General features: G+C 63.6%; 12 protein-coding genes and 1 tRNA gene. 9 read left to right on the forward strand and 4 right to left on the reverse strand.

Annotated elements, in window-relative coordinates; genetic code table 11:
• Nucleotides 1-24: 24 nt before the first annotated feature.
• Complete coding sequence (locus O2807_03850) at nt 25-1,029, reverse strand: ABC transporter substrate-binding protein (protein ID MDA0999639.1); 1,005 nt, start codon at nt 1,027-1,029, stop codon at nt 25-27.
• 329 nt (nt 1,030-1,358) lie between these two features.
• Here O2807_03850 and O2807_03855 point away from each other — a divergent pair, with 329 nt between their 5' ends.
• Nucleotides 1,359-2,069 carry a Bax inhibitor-1/YccA family protein gene (locus O2807_03855; protein ID MDA0999640.1) on the forward strand — a complete coding sequence of 237 codons (711 nt, stop codon included), beginning with the start codon at nt 1,359-1,361 and terminating at the stop codon, nt 2,067-2,069.
• Nucleotides 2,070-2,913: 844 nt separating this feature from the next.
• Here O2807_03855 and O2807_03860 read toward each other — a convergent pair.
• Nucleotides 2,914-4,167, reverse strand: a complete 1,254-nt coding sequence (locus tag O2807_03860) for a pitrilysin family protein (GenBank protein ID MDA0999641.1) — start codon at nt 4,165-4,167, stop codon at nt 2,914-2,916.
• Nucleotides 4,168-4,280: 113 nt separating this feature from the next.
• Nucleotides 4,281-4,367, reverse strand: a tRNA-Leu gene (locus tag O2807_03865).
• A 334-nt stretch (nt 4,368-4,701) separates the two neighbouring features.
• On the opposite strand from O2807_03865, the gene O2807_03870 reads away from it, so the two are divergent.
• On the forward strand, nt 4,702-4,965 hold the full coding sequence (locus O2807_03870; protein MDA0999642.1) for a glutaredoxin family protein: 264 nt from the start codon (nt 4,702-4,704) through the stop codon (nt 4,963-4,965).
• A 4-nt stretch (nt 4,966-4,969) separates the two neighbouring features.
• A complete protein-coding gene (locus O2807_03875; protein ID MDA0999643.1) occupies nt 4,970-5,593 on the forward strand; it encodes a LysE family transporter in 624 nt (207 codons plus the stop codon).
• Here the strand turns inward: O2807_03875 and O2807_03880 are convergent.
• Entirely contained in the window at nt 5,582-6,550 is a 969-nt protein-coding gene (locus O2807_03880) for a bifunctional riboflavin kinase/FAD synthetase (protein ID MDA0999644.1), read from the reverse strand. The genes O2807_03875 and O2807_03880 overlap by 12 nt on opposite strands.
• 245 nt (nt 6,551-6,795) lie before the next feature.
• Here O2807_03880 and O2807_03885 point away from each other — a divergent pair, with 245 nt between their 5' ends.
• The 6 genes from O2807_03885 to O2807_03910 form a co-directional block, all read left to right on the forward strand.
• Nucleotides 6,796-8,409, forward strand: coding sequence for a TolC family protein (locus O2807_03885; GenBank protein ID MDA0999645.1), 1,614 nt, complete (start codon nt 6,796-6,798; stop codon nt 8,407-8,409).
• Nucleotides 8,406-8,846 (forward strand): Holliday junction resolvase RuvX, encoded by a 441-nt coding sequence (gene ruvX, locus O2807_03890; GenBank protein ID MDA0999646.1) that lies wholly within the window; start codon nt 8,406-8,408, stop codon nt 8,844-8,846. Before O2807_03885 ends, ruvX begins: the two co-directional genes overlap by 4 nt.
• Nucleotides 8,813-9,892: an endolytic transglycosylase MltG gene (mltG, locus tag O2807_03895; protein MDA0999647.1), complete on the forward strand. Its 1,080-nt coding sequence runs from the start codon at nt 8,813-8,815 to the stop codon at nt 9,890-9,892. The genes ruvX and mltG overlap by 34 nt, the downstream gene beginning before the upstream one ends.
• Before the next feature lie 149 nt (nt 9,893-10,041).
• On the forward strand, nt 10,042-11,610 hold the full coding sequence (locus O2807_03900) for a response regulator (protein ID MDA0999648.1): 1,569 nt from the start codon (nt 10,042-10,044) through the stop codon (nt 11,608-11,610).
• Between the two features lie 3 nt (nt 11,611-11,613).
• A complete protein-coding gene (locus O2807_03905; protein MDA0999649.1) occupies nt 11,614-14,235 on the forward strand; it encodes a valine--tRNA ligase in 2,622 nt (873 codons plus the stop codon).
• The coding region (locus O2807_03910) for a hypothetical protein (GenBank protein MDA0999650.1) at nt 14,236-14,445 on the forward strand (210 nt) is incomplete at its 3' end.

The following is a 14,445-nucleotide window of genomic DNA, read 5'->3' on the forward strand; positions in this document are numbered from 1 at the left end:
TTTTTTTTGCTGCGCAATCTGACCTTAGTTGCTTGGCACCATGAATCCCATCTCCTTGCCCACCTTGCGGAGGATGGAATCGTCCTGGCTGAAGCCCTTGTCAAAAGCGGGGTAGCTCTTGATGTACCTGAGTTTCAGCTGCATTTTCGCGATGTCCTGGAGATCCTTCCTCGTCAGATCCGAGTAGAAAGGCGTGGAAGGCAGGCGCTTGATGACCGCCAGGATGATCTTGTAGTCCGCCTTGTCGCCCACCTCGATCAACGCCTTATGGTACACCCTTGCGTACTCCTCGGGGTTTTCCTTGAGCAGCTTGTGCGCCATGAGCCAGCCCTTGAAGTACTTCTCGATCATCTCGGGATTGGCCTTCAAGGTTTTGGGGTTCGCGATGTGCATCATCCGCGTCCGGTCGACGTCGCAGATGTTCGCGATCTCCCGGACGAAGCCCTTCTGGATGGCGATTTCGGCCTGCGGATCGCCAATGAGGGCCGCATCGGCGTTCCCCGACACGACGGCCGCCACCCGGTCCGTAGTGACGGTGTTGAGCCACTTCAGGTCACTCGGCTTCAAGCCGTGGAGGGGCAGGAGCTTCGACCGGAAGCCGATGTCCGTGCTGGTCCCCTCGAGGGTCGCAAACCTCTTGCCCTTGAGGTCCTTGATGGTCTTGATGTCCGATTTTACGGGAACCATGATACGCCCCGACGTGGCGCAGATCTCCGTCGTCACCCCAATGCCCGTTACCCTGGCGCCCTTCGATATGGCCGTTACGAAGGGGGAGAATCCCGTCGTTCCGGTGTCCAGGTTGCCCTGGATGATGGCGTTTCGCATCAGCTTGCCCTGCTTGAAGTACTGGACCGTGTAGTCAAGACCCACTTGCTTCCAGTACCCCTTGCGGTCAGCGACGACCTCAAAGGAGCCCATGACCGCGCGGTGGATGCCGATCCGAAGCTTGGCGGCCTCGGCGCCGCCGGGAAGCCCCAGCAGACCGGCCGCCACAATCGCAGACAGCACGAACAGCCAAAACTTTCTCATCTGGAAACCCCTCCTCAACGGAAGAACCGTTCCCCCTCTTTCCGCCACGCCGGCGGGCGGGAAACATCCCTTTATGGGAAAATCCCTTTTTAAAGCGCTACCTCGCGGGAATCCTCCAAGTGTTCATTTGATAAGAGGAAATCTAGCACATTTCCAGAAAATTACAGAATGGCCCCAAAATGCCCCCGCCCGAAACGGGCATTCGCAATCCCCCGAAAATCAGGTAAAATGGTCCTGAAATATACGGCGTTGCCGCCTCCCGCCGCTTCGGCGGGCGCGCGCCGTAAACGCGGAAAAACCTTTCCGTTGAACCAGGAGGATTTTCGACCATGCGATCCAACGAATTTGCCCGCACCACCGGCCAGCGCGTCATTGCGGCCGACGCCGCCGCCTTCATGCAGCGCGTCTACGGATGGATGACCGCGGGCCTCGCCGTCACCGGCCTCACCGCCTTCTACATCGCGAGCAACGAGGCCGCCATCCGCCTCATCTTCGGAAGTTCGATGGGCCTCATCCTCGTCATCATCGTTCAGCTCGGGCTGGTGTTCTCGATCCGCCCCGTCATGAAGCGCAAGGGATCCGCCGTCGGGGCGGCCATGTTCCTCGCCTACAGCGCGAGCCTCGGCGTGACGGTCTCCGCTCTATTGCTCCAGTATACTGGGCCTTCGGTTGCCCAGGCCTTCTTCGTCACGGCGGGGGCCTTCGGGGCGCTCACCCTCTTCGCCTTCGTCACCAAGCGCGACCTCTCGGGGGTGGGCACCTTCTGCATGATCGGCCTCTTCGGCATCATCATCGCCACCGTGGTCAACATCTTCCTGCAGAGCCCGGCGATGCACTTCGCCATCTCGGTCCTCGGCGTCCTCATCTTCGGCGGCCTCACCGCCTGGGACACCCAGAAGATGAAGGAGTACGCCTACTCCCAGGACACGGACAACGAGATCGGCCGCAGAGCTTCCATCATGGCGGCGCTTGAGCTCTATCTCGACTTCATCCTGATGTTCATCTACCTCCCCCGGCTCCTCGGCACATCGAGGGACTGAGCGGGGCTCAGAAACAAAAAGCCCGGGGCCGCGAGGTCCCGGGCTTTTTTTGCGTTTGCGCGGAATGATCAGATGTTCAGCACGGGCGGGGCACGCGCCTCCTGCTCTCAAAAATCCCACAGTATCCCGCAGCATCCCGAAATCGCCTCCCGCTCTCAAAAATCCCGCAGTATCCCGCAGCATCCCGAAATCACCTCCCGCTCTCAAAAATCCCGCAGTATTCGGCAATGGGTGAGTCCGCTTACTTTTCTTGTCATTCCGAGCGCTGGAGGCGCGAGGAATCTGTTTTTCCACAGCAGATTCCTCAGTCGCTACGGCCCCCACCCTGCGCTCCTTCGGAATGACACCGCGGGTCCATTGTGCAAACCGACCCACTCCCCAATATCTGCCGGCCCCCTTTCCGAAGCCCGGCCCCGCCCGGCGGCACACTTCCGGCCCCCTCTTTCGGCGGCGGACCTCCGCCCCCCCCTTTGGAGCGGGGCAGGCCCACTCTCGCACACGCGGGGGGAAAGGCCGGCGCAGAAGATACGAGGAGGTGCGAGGATTGGAATGATGGGATTTCCCTCCCCCCGTCCCCCTTCCCTCACCCCGCTCGAACTTCGTTCGGCGGGGACCCCAAATGCCAGCCCCGCTCGAACTTCGTTCGGCGGGGACCCCAAATGCCCGCCCCGCTTGAACTTCGTTCGGCGGGGACCCCAAATGAAGGGAGGGGGTGCTTTTCTCCTTCCCTCTTTGGGGGAAGGTTGGGATGGAGGAGCGGCCCGAAGAGCGCGCCTGGATGGCGCAGACAAACAAAAAGCCCGGGGCCGCGAGGTCCCGGGCTTTTTTGCGTTTGCGTGAAATTTCAGATCATGAGCACGGGCGCGAGCTCGCCCTCGAGGGATTTTTCGGCGATGACGGCGGTGGTCATGATCTCTTTCTGGAAGACGCGCCCCGCCACGCGCCTTACGTCCTCCGCCGTCACGGCGTCGAGGTCGGCGACCTCCTGCTCGGCCGGGTAGAGCTCCCCGCGCAGGAGAAGGTTCGATCCGTTCCGCCCGGCGAAATACTCCGAGCTCTCCCGCACCTTCAGGTTCCCCCGCAGGTGGCGCTTGGCCTCATCGAGTTCCACCTCCCCCACGGCTTCTTCCTTCATCTTCGCGGACTCGGCGAGGATCACCTCGGTGGCCTCGCGCGCCTTCTCGGGCGCCACGCCCGCCTTGAGCTCCACCGCCCCCGCGTCGGTGTAGCGGTGGCCCGCGGCCCCGACGCTGTAGGCGAGGCCGCGCTTCTCGCGCACCTCGGTGAAAAGGCGGCTGCTCATCTTCCCGCCGAGGATGTCGCAGAGAATCCGCAGGGCCGGGCCGTCCGGATCATCGAGCCCGAAGGCGCGGAAACCGATGGAGAGGTTCACCTGATCGGTCTGGCGGGTGAGCTCGATGAAGGGTTTCTTGCTCCCGGAGGGAAGGGCCGGCGCCTGTGCCTTGTCGGTGGTCCCCTTCCGCCCGCCGAAGAATTTCTGGGAGAGTTCCATCACCTGGGCGTGGGTGACGCCGCCCGCCACCGAGATGACCGTGTTGCCGGGGGCGTACCATTTTTCGATCAGCTCGCGCATGTGCCCGGGCTCGATGGCTTGGATCGTCTCTCGGCTGCCGATGACCCCCATCTGGAGGTTGAACATCGTCGTCTCGAGGAGGTCCGACACCCAGACGCGGGGCATGTCCTCGTACATCTTGAGTTCCTCGAGGATGACCTGGCGCTCGCGGTCCCACTCCTTCTTGTCGAGCAGCGCGTTGTTCACCGCGTCGGCGTAGACCTCGAGAACGGGCCCGAACACCTCGGCCGGCGCCGTGAAGTGGTAGCAGGTGCGCTCGCTGCTGGTGTTCGCGTTGATGACGGCGCCGTTACCCTCCATCTGGCGGGCGATGTCGAGTGTCGTCCGCGTCGGGGTGCCCTTGAAGATCATGTGCTCGAGGGCATGGGAGACGCCCACCACCTTGTCGTGCTCGTGTCTTCCGCCGCAGCCGAAATAGATGTGAAAGGCGACGGCCTCGGATTCATCGCGCTCGGCCGTGACGACACGGATACCGTTGGGAAGCTTGTCTTGGAAAATTTGCATGGAATCTCCAGGGAAACGCCGGGAGCCGCGAAATCCGCTCCCGCAGGCGGCCGGAATTCAAAGCCAAAATTCAAAGGAGGCCGGGGATCACTCCCCAGCCCCCCGGGAATTTCTGGTGCCGGAGAGAGGACTTGAACCTCCACGACCCGAAGGCCACTAGAACCTGAATCTAGCGCGTCTACCAGTTCCGCCACTCCGGCTCGGAACGCGGGATTCGGTATAAATGCCGCGAAAAAGGTTGTCAACCGGGGGGAACTGACCGATTCTGCTCTTTTGGGGAGGAAAACGGGTCGTAGGTCAGTTTGCACAACGAACCCGTGGTGTCATTCCGAAGGAGCGCGGCGTGGGGGCCGCAGCGACGGAGGAATCTGCTGTGGAAAAGCAGATTCCTCGCGCCGGGCACCCCGGCGAATCTCCGATTCGCGGGAGGCCCCCCACCGGGAGGCGCCCCACCGGGGGGCCCGACTCCGGCGCTCGGAATGACAAGAAAAACAAGCAAACGGACCCGCTACCGGAAGACGGGGGAGGAAGAAGATGGCCGGAGCACCGCCAAGGGGGCCGCGGCTCACGCTCTACTCGCGGCCCGATTGCCACCTCTGCGAGGTGGCGAAGGCCCAGGTGCGCGAGATGTTCGGGGCGGAGCTCCCGATCGAGGAAATTGACGTGGACTCGGACCCGGCGCTGGCCGCGGCCTACGGCGAGGAGATCCCGGTCGGGTTCATCGGCGTGGAGAAGGCGTTCAAGATCCGGGTGGAGCCCCGCAGGCTCCGCCGCCTCGTCCGGCGCGCCCGAAAGTAGCGGGATGTCTCTTTTTGCTTTTTACGGGCTGGTCGTCTTCATCTCCCTCTCGGGCGTGATGGCGCCGGGGCCGCTCTCGGCGATCGCTCTCACACGGGGGCGGCACAACCCGCTGGCGGGCTTCTGGATCAACCTGGGCCATGCGATCGCGGAAGTCCCCCTGATGTTCATCCTCCTCGCGGGCTTCACACCCCTTCTGCAAAGCGAGGGGATCATCCGGGTGCTCTCGGCGCTGGGCGGCGCCGTGCTCCTGTGGATGGGGGCGGGCCTCCTCCGGCAACCGGGAGGAGAAGGCGCCGACGCGCCCACTCCTCCCTCGCGGGAGAACTCAGTCGCGGCGGGCATCGCGATGACCGCCCTCAACCCCTACTGGTTCCTCTGGTGGCTCACGGTGGGGGTTTCCATCCTGATTCAGGCCAGGGCGCTCGGCTCCGGCCTCGTGATCGCCCTCACCATTGCGCTGCACCTCGCCTGCGATCTGGCGTGGGGAACGTTTCTCTCATGGGCGGCGCACCGGGGCGGGCGTCTCTTCCGCGGGGGCGGATGGCGCTGGGTGGAGCGCATCTGCGGCGGCGCTCTCATCCTCTTCGCGGGGATTTTCTTCTACAAGGCGGCTTCAGGAATTTAAGGGAAGCGAGGAAGGAAGAGGACGCGCCTGGGCGAGCTTCTCCCGGGCCGCCGCGATGTCGGTGCGAATCTGGGCAACGAGAGCGTCGGGCCCGTCGAATTTTCTCTCCGCCCGGATGCGCGCCACGAACTCCACCCGGATGGTGCGGCCGTAGAGGTCGGCCCCGCCCTCGAGAAGGTGCGCCTCCACCGTCACCCGGCGCCCCTGAAAGGTCGGCCGCTCGCCCACGTTCGCAACGGCGGGAAGGCGGGGGCCGCTCCGCCCTTCCACCTGCACCCAACAAGCGTAGACGCCGTTCGCGGGAAGGAGAAGGGCGGGATAGTCCACGTTCGCCGTCGGGATGCCGATCGTCCGCCCCCTGCCCTCGCCATGAATCACGGGGCCCTCCACAAGATGATACTGACCCAGCCGCAGGCCGGCTTCCTCGACATCTCCCCCCGCGATCAGGGCGCGAATCTCGGTGCTGCTCACCCGTCTTTCCTCGAAGAGAAAAGGCTCGATCACTTTCACCGCAAACCCGTTTTTCGCCCCCTCCGCCGCAAGAAGCGCGACATCGCCCGCGCGCCCCTTGCCGAAGCGGAAGTTGAACCCGACCGCCACGAGGGCCGGACGCACCCCCTCGCGGATGATGCGCCGGATGAATTCGGTGGCCTCGGTCTTGGCCAGGGCCGGGGTGAACGGCTGGACGACCACGGCGCCCAGCCCTTGATCCGCGAGGCGGGCGAGCTTCTCCTCGAGCGTGGTCATGAGGGACGGCATGCGCTCGGGCGCGATCACCGACAAGGGATGGGGATCAAAGGTGAGGACGGCGCTTCGCCCGCCCCGCGCCTGGGCCTCCCGGTTGATGAGCCGGCAGATTTCCCGGTGGGCCAGGTGAACCCCGTCGAAATTGCCGATGGTCAGGGCGGCGAGGCCGGCATCGGGGGGGATGGATTCAACGTCGCGGTAGATGTCCACGCAGGGGCTCTCTTTCCATGAAAAGACGACGTTTCCCGGCGAAAGGGGGACATGCTTTCCTTTCGCCGAGGGGTATATCTAGCAGAGGGGGCGCTTTCCCCGCAATGCCGGGCGGTGTGCCCTTCATTCGTTGCGCAGGACAATTCCTTTTGATTACTATGTGCCGGAGAGGTTTTCCTCTTTGAGGCGCTCTTCGGCAGGCCAGAGCCTTCACGGTCTTTCTCACCCGAAAAGGAAACCACGCTGTGCCAAATCGTCACGCTTCATGTATTGCCGCAGGGTTGTCGCTGGCGTTTCTCGCCGCCGGTTTCGGAGGTGGGGCCTGGGGAGCGGAAAGCAAGCCGGCCGCCCCCTCCGAGGGGAAGCTGATCTTCAAGCGGCCGTCGAGCCCGGTGACGCCCCGCGCCATCCGCGGGCCGGAAATCCGCATAACCATCCAGGAGGCCGTCAGCCTTGCCCTCGCGCGGAACTTCGACATCACCATCGAGGCGCACAACCCGCGCATCCGCGAGGCGGAGCTGAAGCGGGAAAAATCCGTATTCGACCCCGCCCTGGTCGGAAACGCGAGGTCCAACAGCACGAAAACCGATACGGTCAGCGGCTTTTTCAACTCGGGGCCCACCATCTCGAAGCAACGTGAATTCAGCGGTGGACTTGAACAGCGGATCATTACGGGCGCACAGTACTCCCTGCTCTTCCGGGATCTGCGCGAAACGTCCAACAACCGTTTCCGCGGCTTCGACCCCAGCATCGGCACCCGGCTGACATTCACCATCACCCAGCCCCTGCTCAAGAATTTCGGCCTCGACGCCAACAAGGCCAACATCCGGATCGCCACCGCCAACCTCGATCAATCTATCCACGCCTACCGGGGAAAAGTGATCGATGTCGTCAACAGCGTCGAACAGGCCTACTGGGACCTCACCTTCGCCATCGCCAACCTCAGCTTCCGAAAAAAATCGCTGGAGCTGGCGAAGGATCTTCTGCGGCGCAACAAGATACGCGTCCAGGTCGGCTCCCTTGCCCCCATCGAAATCCTCGAGGCCGAAGCCACGGTGGCTTTGCGGGAGGAGACCCTGATCGTCGCCGAGCGCGAAGTCAAGGATCGTGAGGATGCGCTCAAAAAACTTCTCAATATCACCAGCGACATTCCCTCCTGGTCCATCCAGCTCGTTCCGGGGGACAAGCCGGTGTTCCGGATGGTCCGTCTGAACGAGATGAGCCTGACCATGAAGGCCCTCCAGATGCGGACGGACCTCAAAAGCGCCCGGCTCGAAGTGAACAAGGGGGAAATCGATATCAAGCGCACCAAGCGGAATCTTCTCCCCACGCTGGATGCAAACGGATCTTTCGCCAGCGACGCCATCGACAACAACCGGACGAACTCCCTGAACCGCCTCTCCGGCGCCGAGGGCTACATCGTCGAGGGCGGCGTGTGCCTCCGCATCCCGATCGGCAACCGCCAGGCCCAAGCCGATCTCGAAAAGGCGAAGCTGAGAACGCGCCAGGCGCGCGTCCAATTCAGCCAGCTCGAGCAGAGCGTCATGGAGGAGGTGCGGCGGGCGGCCCGCCGGGTACGCACGGACATGAAGCGGGTCGAGGTCACGCGAATCGCCCGCAAGCTGGCCGAAGAGCGCCTCGACGCCCAGGAGAAAAAATTCCAGGTCGGCCTCTCCACGAGCCGGGATGTGCTCGAGGATCAGGAATCCCTGGCCAACGCGCTCACCAACGAGGTGCAGGCCCACGTCGACTACCAGAAAAGCCTGGCCAATCTGGATCGCGTGACCCACTCCACCCTTCAGCGGTTCCGGATCCAGCTGGCCGATCCGCGCCAAATACCGGGCACACCGGATAGATGACGGACGGACGAACCCTCGGCGTCGATTTTGGGGAAAGCCGGGTCGGCACCGCGTTGAGTGATCCGCTCGGGATGATGGCCCAGCCCTTCGAACTGATCGAACGCGAGAGCGACGCCCAGGTGGCGGACGAGATAGACCGCATTGTCCGGGCGCACGAGGTCACCCGCGTCGTCGTCGGCGTTCCCATATCGCTTTCGGGCAGGGACTCTCCGCAAACCCGGCGTACCCGGAATTTCATTCGCCGCCTCCGCAAGCGCCTCGAGGTGAAGGTGGACACCTGGGATGAGCGCCTGAGCACCGAGGAGGCGGATCGCGCCATGCGGGAGATGGGCTTCTCTCCGAAAAAGCAGAAAGAAAAACGCGACATCATCGCGGCCCAACTGATCCTTCAAGGATACATGGATTGGCGCCAGCACCGGTCTGCGAGACTGTCATGATCTCCGAGTGGCTGCCCCGGGCATCAAAGCGATGGAAGCTTCTCGGCATGATCTTCATCCTTGCGGCCGCCGCCATCGGCGGGGGATACGCATTCCTTCAAAGGGATTTCGCCACCCCCTTCAGCCACAAAGACACCCAGATCGTTCTCGTCCGCGTACCGCTGGGCGCCGGCATCAACCAGGTGGCGCGCGACCTCTCCCAAAAAAATCTCATCCGCAGCGCCTGGCTCTTCGCGCTTCAGGCCCGCCTCCGGGGCGGCGCCACGCGAATCCACCAGGGCTTCTACGAGTTCCGCCCCTCGATGCGGCCATGGGCGATCTACAGAAGCCTGATCGAGGGCCGGGTGGCGTACCGGACATTCACGATCCCCGAGGGCTTCACGCTCCCCGACATCGCCGCCGCCATCGAAAAGGCCCAGCTGGGAGAGCGGGGGGCCATCCTCCTCCTGGCGCGGGACGCGGAGTTTCTCTCGACCCTGAAGATCCCCAAAAAATCCATGGAGGGCTACCTGTTTCCGGCCACCTACCGCTTTCCCCTTGGCACCTCCCCCCGGCACATCCTCCGGATAATGACAGGCACCCTGCGCGAGAAAATCCGGCCCGCCATGCGGGCGCGGGCGGCCCAGATGGGCTTCACCCTCCACCAGGTCCTCACCCTCGCCTCCATCATCGAGAAAGAGACCTCCGTGCCATCCGAAAGGCCCCTGATCGCAGCGGTTTTCCTGAACCGGCTGAAACGCAACATGCCCCTGCAGAGCGACCCGACCGTCATCTACGCCCTCCCGAATTTCGACGGAAACCTCCGCCGGAAGGACCTCTCCTACGATTCCCCCTACAATACCTACCGCCGGCGGGGGCTCCCCCCCGGCCCCATCGCCAGCCCCGGGCTCGAATCCATCCGGGCCGTTTTATTCCCGGCCAAAGTCGACTATTTGTACTTTGTGGCCACCAACGAGGGAGGCCACAAATTTTCCCGCACCTACAAAGAGCACCAGCAGTCCGTCGTCCGCTACCAGCTTCGCAAAAAGCGAAAGGTTGACCGATAAGGTTCTGTAATGGCATGGTTTTTGGTGGATCTCCCCAGGAGATCGGACCCGGCAAGGGAGCCGGGTACCCGCCCGGCGGGGCGGACGCCCTCTCAGCGAAATCACCCGGCCACCTCACCCGACAAACGCCCGGGCGGAGAGTGAATTTCATGGCAAGCAACATCCTGCTGGTGGACGACAGCGTCCTCATTCAAAGAGTGGTGGAACTCACCTTTGAAGATCAGAACGCCTCCGTCAATATCGCCACGAACCCGGCGGATGCCCTTGCGCTTGCCCGCCAGATCAAGCCCAACGTCGTACTCGTCAGCGCCCAGCTGAGAAGCGGGAACGGAATCGATTTTTGCGAACAGCTTCGGGCGGAGGCCGATCTCGCCTCCATCCCCGTCCTGATGTTCATCAACGCCCAGGGAGGCCCCTCCGCCGAGCAGGCGCTGAGGGCCGGAGCGGCAAGCACAATCATCAAGCCCTTCGAGCCGGAAAAACTTCTGGCTGAGGTGAACCGCATTCTCGCCTCTCCACCGGGCGCCGTTGCCGATCCGGCTGCGGCCGCCGAGCAGCCCGTCGCCGCCCCGGGTGAGAGCGAAGAGTTTGCCGCCCTGTTCGCCGACGATGAGGAAACGCTGCTCGACTTCCCCGGGGAGGCTGCGGCCGCTCCCGCGAAAGCCAGCGCACTCGATTCGATCTTTTCACCGGGAGATGAATCGCTCGATCTCGAAGAGTCGCTCGATCTGGAGGAATTGTCCGATCTTCCGAAGCCCGGCGCCGCCGAAATCCCCATCCCCCAGTTTGCGGACGCAGACGAAATGGAGGAAATCTTCGGGATCCCCGAGGCGGAGGAGACGTCAGCGGATTCTTCCCCCGATGAGTCTCAAGGAAACATCGACGATCAAAGCCTCGAGGCGGCGGAGAGCGCACTGGCCGCCCTCGAAGCGGAGCTGGCCAGCGAACTGATGTCGGGGGGAGCGCCCCTGGAGACCTCCACTGCCAAAGCCGAGGCACACCACACGGGAGCGGACGCCGAACTTGCCGCGGCCGAAGCCGAGCTGGCCATCCTTGAGGAGGAGCTTTCCAGTGCCCTTATGTCGGAGGTCAAAGAGGGGACAAAAAGCGCCCAAGGCGACGATGCGGATCTTCTCGCGGAAGCGGAAATTGCCGCGGCCGAGGCGGAACTCAACGCGATTCAGGGAGAACTCGACGCGATTCACGGCGAACTCGACTCCTTGAACGAGCCGAAGGCGGCTCCCAGGCCCGACATCCTTGATGCGGATGCGGACGATGAAGAGGCCTTCGACCTGGAACTGTCCGGCACGGAAGAGTTGGCCCTGGAGGCGGGACCCGCACCCGCCGAAGCCTCCGGAGAAACAGAGTTCGAGATGGAAGATACGCTCGATCTGGAGGAGATGGCGGCGACGGACGCCCCCGGCCTCGAGATGGACGACACCGGGCTCGAACTCGAAATAGATGACTTCGAAGGTGAAGTCGATCTCGAGCTGGCCAAGCAGCTCGCCGAGGCGTCCGAACTCGAGGGCGGGAAAGAAGCCGCTCCTGCCGAAGACAACATCATCCGGTCGGCCCTGGAAAAATCCGTCGAGCGCACCCTCGAAGGAATCATCCCCCCCATGCTTCGGCATGTTGAATCCATCGTGGAAGAAATGCTGCCCGGCCTCGTTGAGAAGGTGGTTCTGCGGGAAATCGAAAAAATCAAGCGCGGAGAGTAAATTTTGCTCGAGCCCCGGTACGATCCCAAGTCGGCCGAAAACCGTTGGTACGCCTATTGGATGGAAAAGGATTATTTTCACGGGGCGCCCGATCCGGAGCGCCCCTCCTACTCCATCGTCATCCCGCCCCCGAACGTCACCGGCGTCCTCCACATGGGCCATGCCCTGAACAACACCCTTCAGGACATCCTCTCCAGATGGAAACGGATGCAGGGCTACAGCGTGTGCTGGATGCCGGGAACGGACCACGCCGGCATCGCCACCCAGAACGTGGTGGAGCGCCAACTGGCCGCAAAGGGACTCTCGCGCGAGGCGCTGGGGCGGGAGGAGTTCATCCGCCGCGTCTGGGAATGGAAGGAAGAGAGCGGCGGCGCCATCATCCACCAGCTTCAGCGCCTGGGCGCCTCGTGCGACTGGCCGCGCGAGCGCTTCACGATGGACGAGGGGCTCTCGCGGGCGGTGCGCGAGGCCTTCGTCCGGCTCTATGAAGAAGGACTCATCTATCAGGGCGATTATCTCGTCAACTGGTGTCCGCGCTGCGGAACGGCCGTCTCTGATCTGGAGGTGGAGTACGAGGAGCGCGACGGCCACATGTGGGACTTTCACTACCCGCTCTGGGAGGGCGGCGAGGGAATCGTCGTCTCCACCACCCGGCCCGAAACCATGCTGGGCGACACGGCGGTGGCCGTTCACCCCGAGGATGCGCGCTACCGCGCGCTGGTGGGAAAACATCTGCGCCTTCCCCTGGTGGACCGGAAGATCCCCGTCATCGCGGACAGCTTCGTGGACCCGGAATTCGGTTCGGGCGCCGTGAAGGTCACGCCCGCCCACGATCCAAACGACTTTGAATCGGGCCTGCGGAACAATCTTCCCCAGATCAACATTCTCACCCCCGACGCCAAGATCAACGAAAACGGCGGGCCCTACGAAGGGCTCGATCGCTTCGAGGCGCGGAAAAAAGTGCTCGCCGATCTCGACGAACAGGGGCTCCTCCGGGGCGAGCGGCCGCATCGCCACGCCGTCGGCGGCTGCTACCGGTGCGGCACCATCATCGAGCCCTACCTGTCGAAGCAGTGGTTCGTCCGGGTGAAGCCCCTGGCCGAGGAAGCCATCCGCGCTGTCGAGGACGGCCGCATCCGCATCATCCCCAAGCAGTGGGAAGCCACCTACTTCGAGTGGATGCGGAACATCCGCGACTGGTGCATCAGCCGGCAGATCTGGTGGGGCCACCGGATTCCCGCGTGGCACAACGATGCGACGGGCGAGGTGGTGGTCTCCCGGGAGGACCCGAACGACCCGGCTCTGCGGCCCGAAACCGACGTGCTCGACACCTGGTTCAGCTCGGGCCTGTGGCCCTTCTCCACCTTCGGCTGGCCGGAGAAGAACGCGGACCTCGCCTACTTCTATCCCACCTCGGTACTGGTGACCGGTTTCGACATCATCTTCTTCTGGGTGGCGCGGATGATCATGACCGGCCTCAAGTTCATGGACGATGTCCCCTTCCGGGATGTCTACATCCACGCCCTCGTGCGCGACGAGGAGGGCCAGAAAATGAGCAAGACGCGGGGGAACATCATCGATCCGCTGGAGGTGATCGACAAGTACGGGGCCGATTCCCTGCGGCTGACGCTGGCGGCCATGGCGGCGCAGGGACGCGACATCCGCCTCTCGGAGGAGCGCATCGCCGGCTTCCGGAATTTCTGCAACAAGCTCTGGAACGCCGCCCGCTTCACCCTCATGAACCTCGGGGACGCCCGGCCCGAGCTGCCGTCCCGCGAAGCGCTCTCCCTCGGGGACAGATGGATTCTCAGCCGCTTGAACGATGTCACCGAAAAGACCACCGGCGCGCTCGAGGAGTACCGCTTCAACGACGCGGCGCTGGCCCTTTACCATTTCACCTGGCACGAGCTCTGCGACTGGTATATCGAACTCATCAAGCCCGCCCTCACCGGCGGCGCCGAGGGCGACGCCCAGCGGTCGGTGCTCGCCTTCGTCCTCGAGCGGACGCTGCGGCTGCTCCATCCCATCACCCCGTTCATCTCCGAGGAGATCTGGCAAAAACTTCCGGGCAGATCCGGCGAGAGCATCATGGTTTCCGCCTGGCCTGAAGCGGACCCCGCATGGAACGACCCGGAGGCCGAGGCGCACCTCGGCAAGCTGATGGAGGTGGTCGGGAGCATCCGCAACATCCGGGGCGAGCTGAACATCTCCCCCGGCAAGAAAGTGCCCGTTTTGGTTCACATCGAGGACGCGGAGGAAGAGCGGCTCCTCCGCGATGAGGCCGAGTGGATACAGCGGATCGCCAAGATTCAGCCGGGCTGGAAGGTGGGTGCCGATGTCAGCCGGCCGAAGGCGGCGGCGGCGGCCGTGGCGGGGGGTTTCCAAATATTCATCCCCATCGAGGGCCTGATCAATCCCCGGGAGGAGATCCAGCGGCTGGAGAAGCAGTTGGGGGAGCTCATCAAGGACATCAAAGGTACCGAAAAGAAGCTCGACAACCCTTCGTTTCTCGAGCGCGCCCCGGCGGATGTCGTCGAAAAGGATCGCGCCCGCCTCGCCGAGGCCCGCAACCGCGAGCAGAAGCTGCGTGAAAACCTCTCCCGCCTCACGGAACTCACCGCATAGATGGCCGCGCCGGGGGAGGGTCTGAGCGGGCACCCGTTTTGGCGGATCGAAAAACACGGCACAGTCGAATCCACCAACGACCTTCTCTTGCAGCGCGCCAGAGAGGGCGCGGCCGAGGGCCTGGTCATCTGGGCCGGCGCCCAGACGCGGGGCCGGGGCCGGATGGGCAGGGCCTGGTTTTCCCCGGCGGACAGGGGCCTCTACTTTTCC

The organism is bacterium (genome assembly GCA_027622355.1).
GTDB lineage: Bacteria > UBA8248 > UBA8248 > UBA8248 > UBA8248 > JAQBZT01.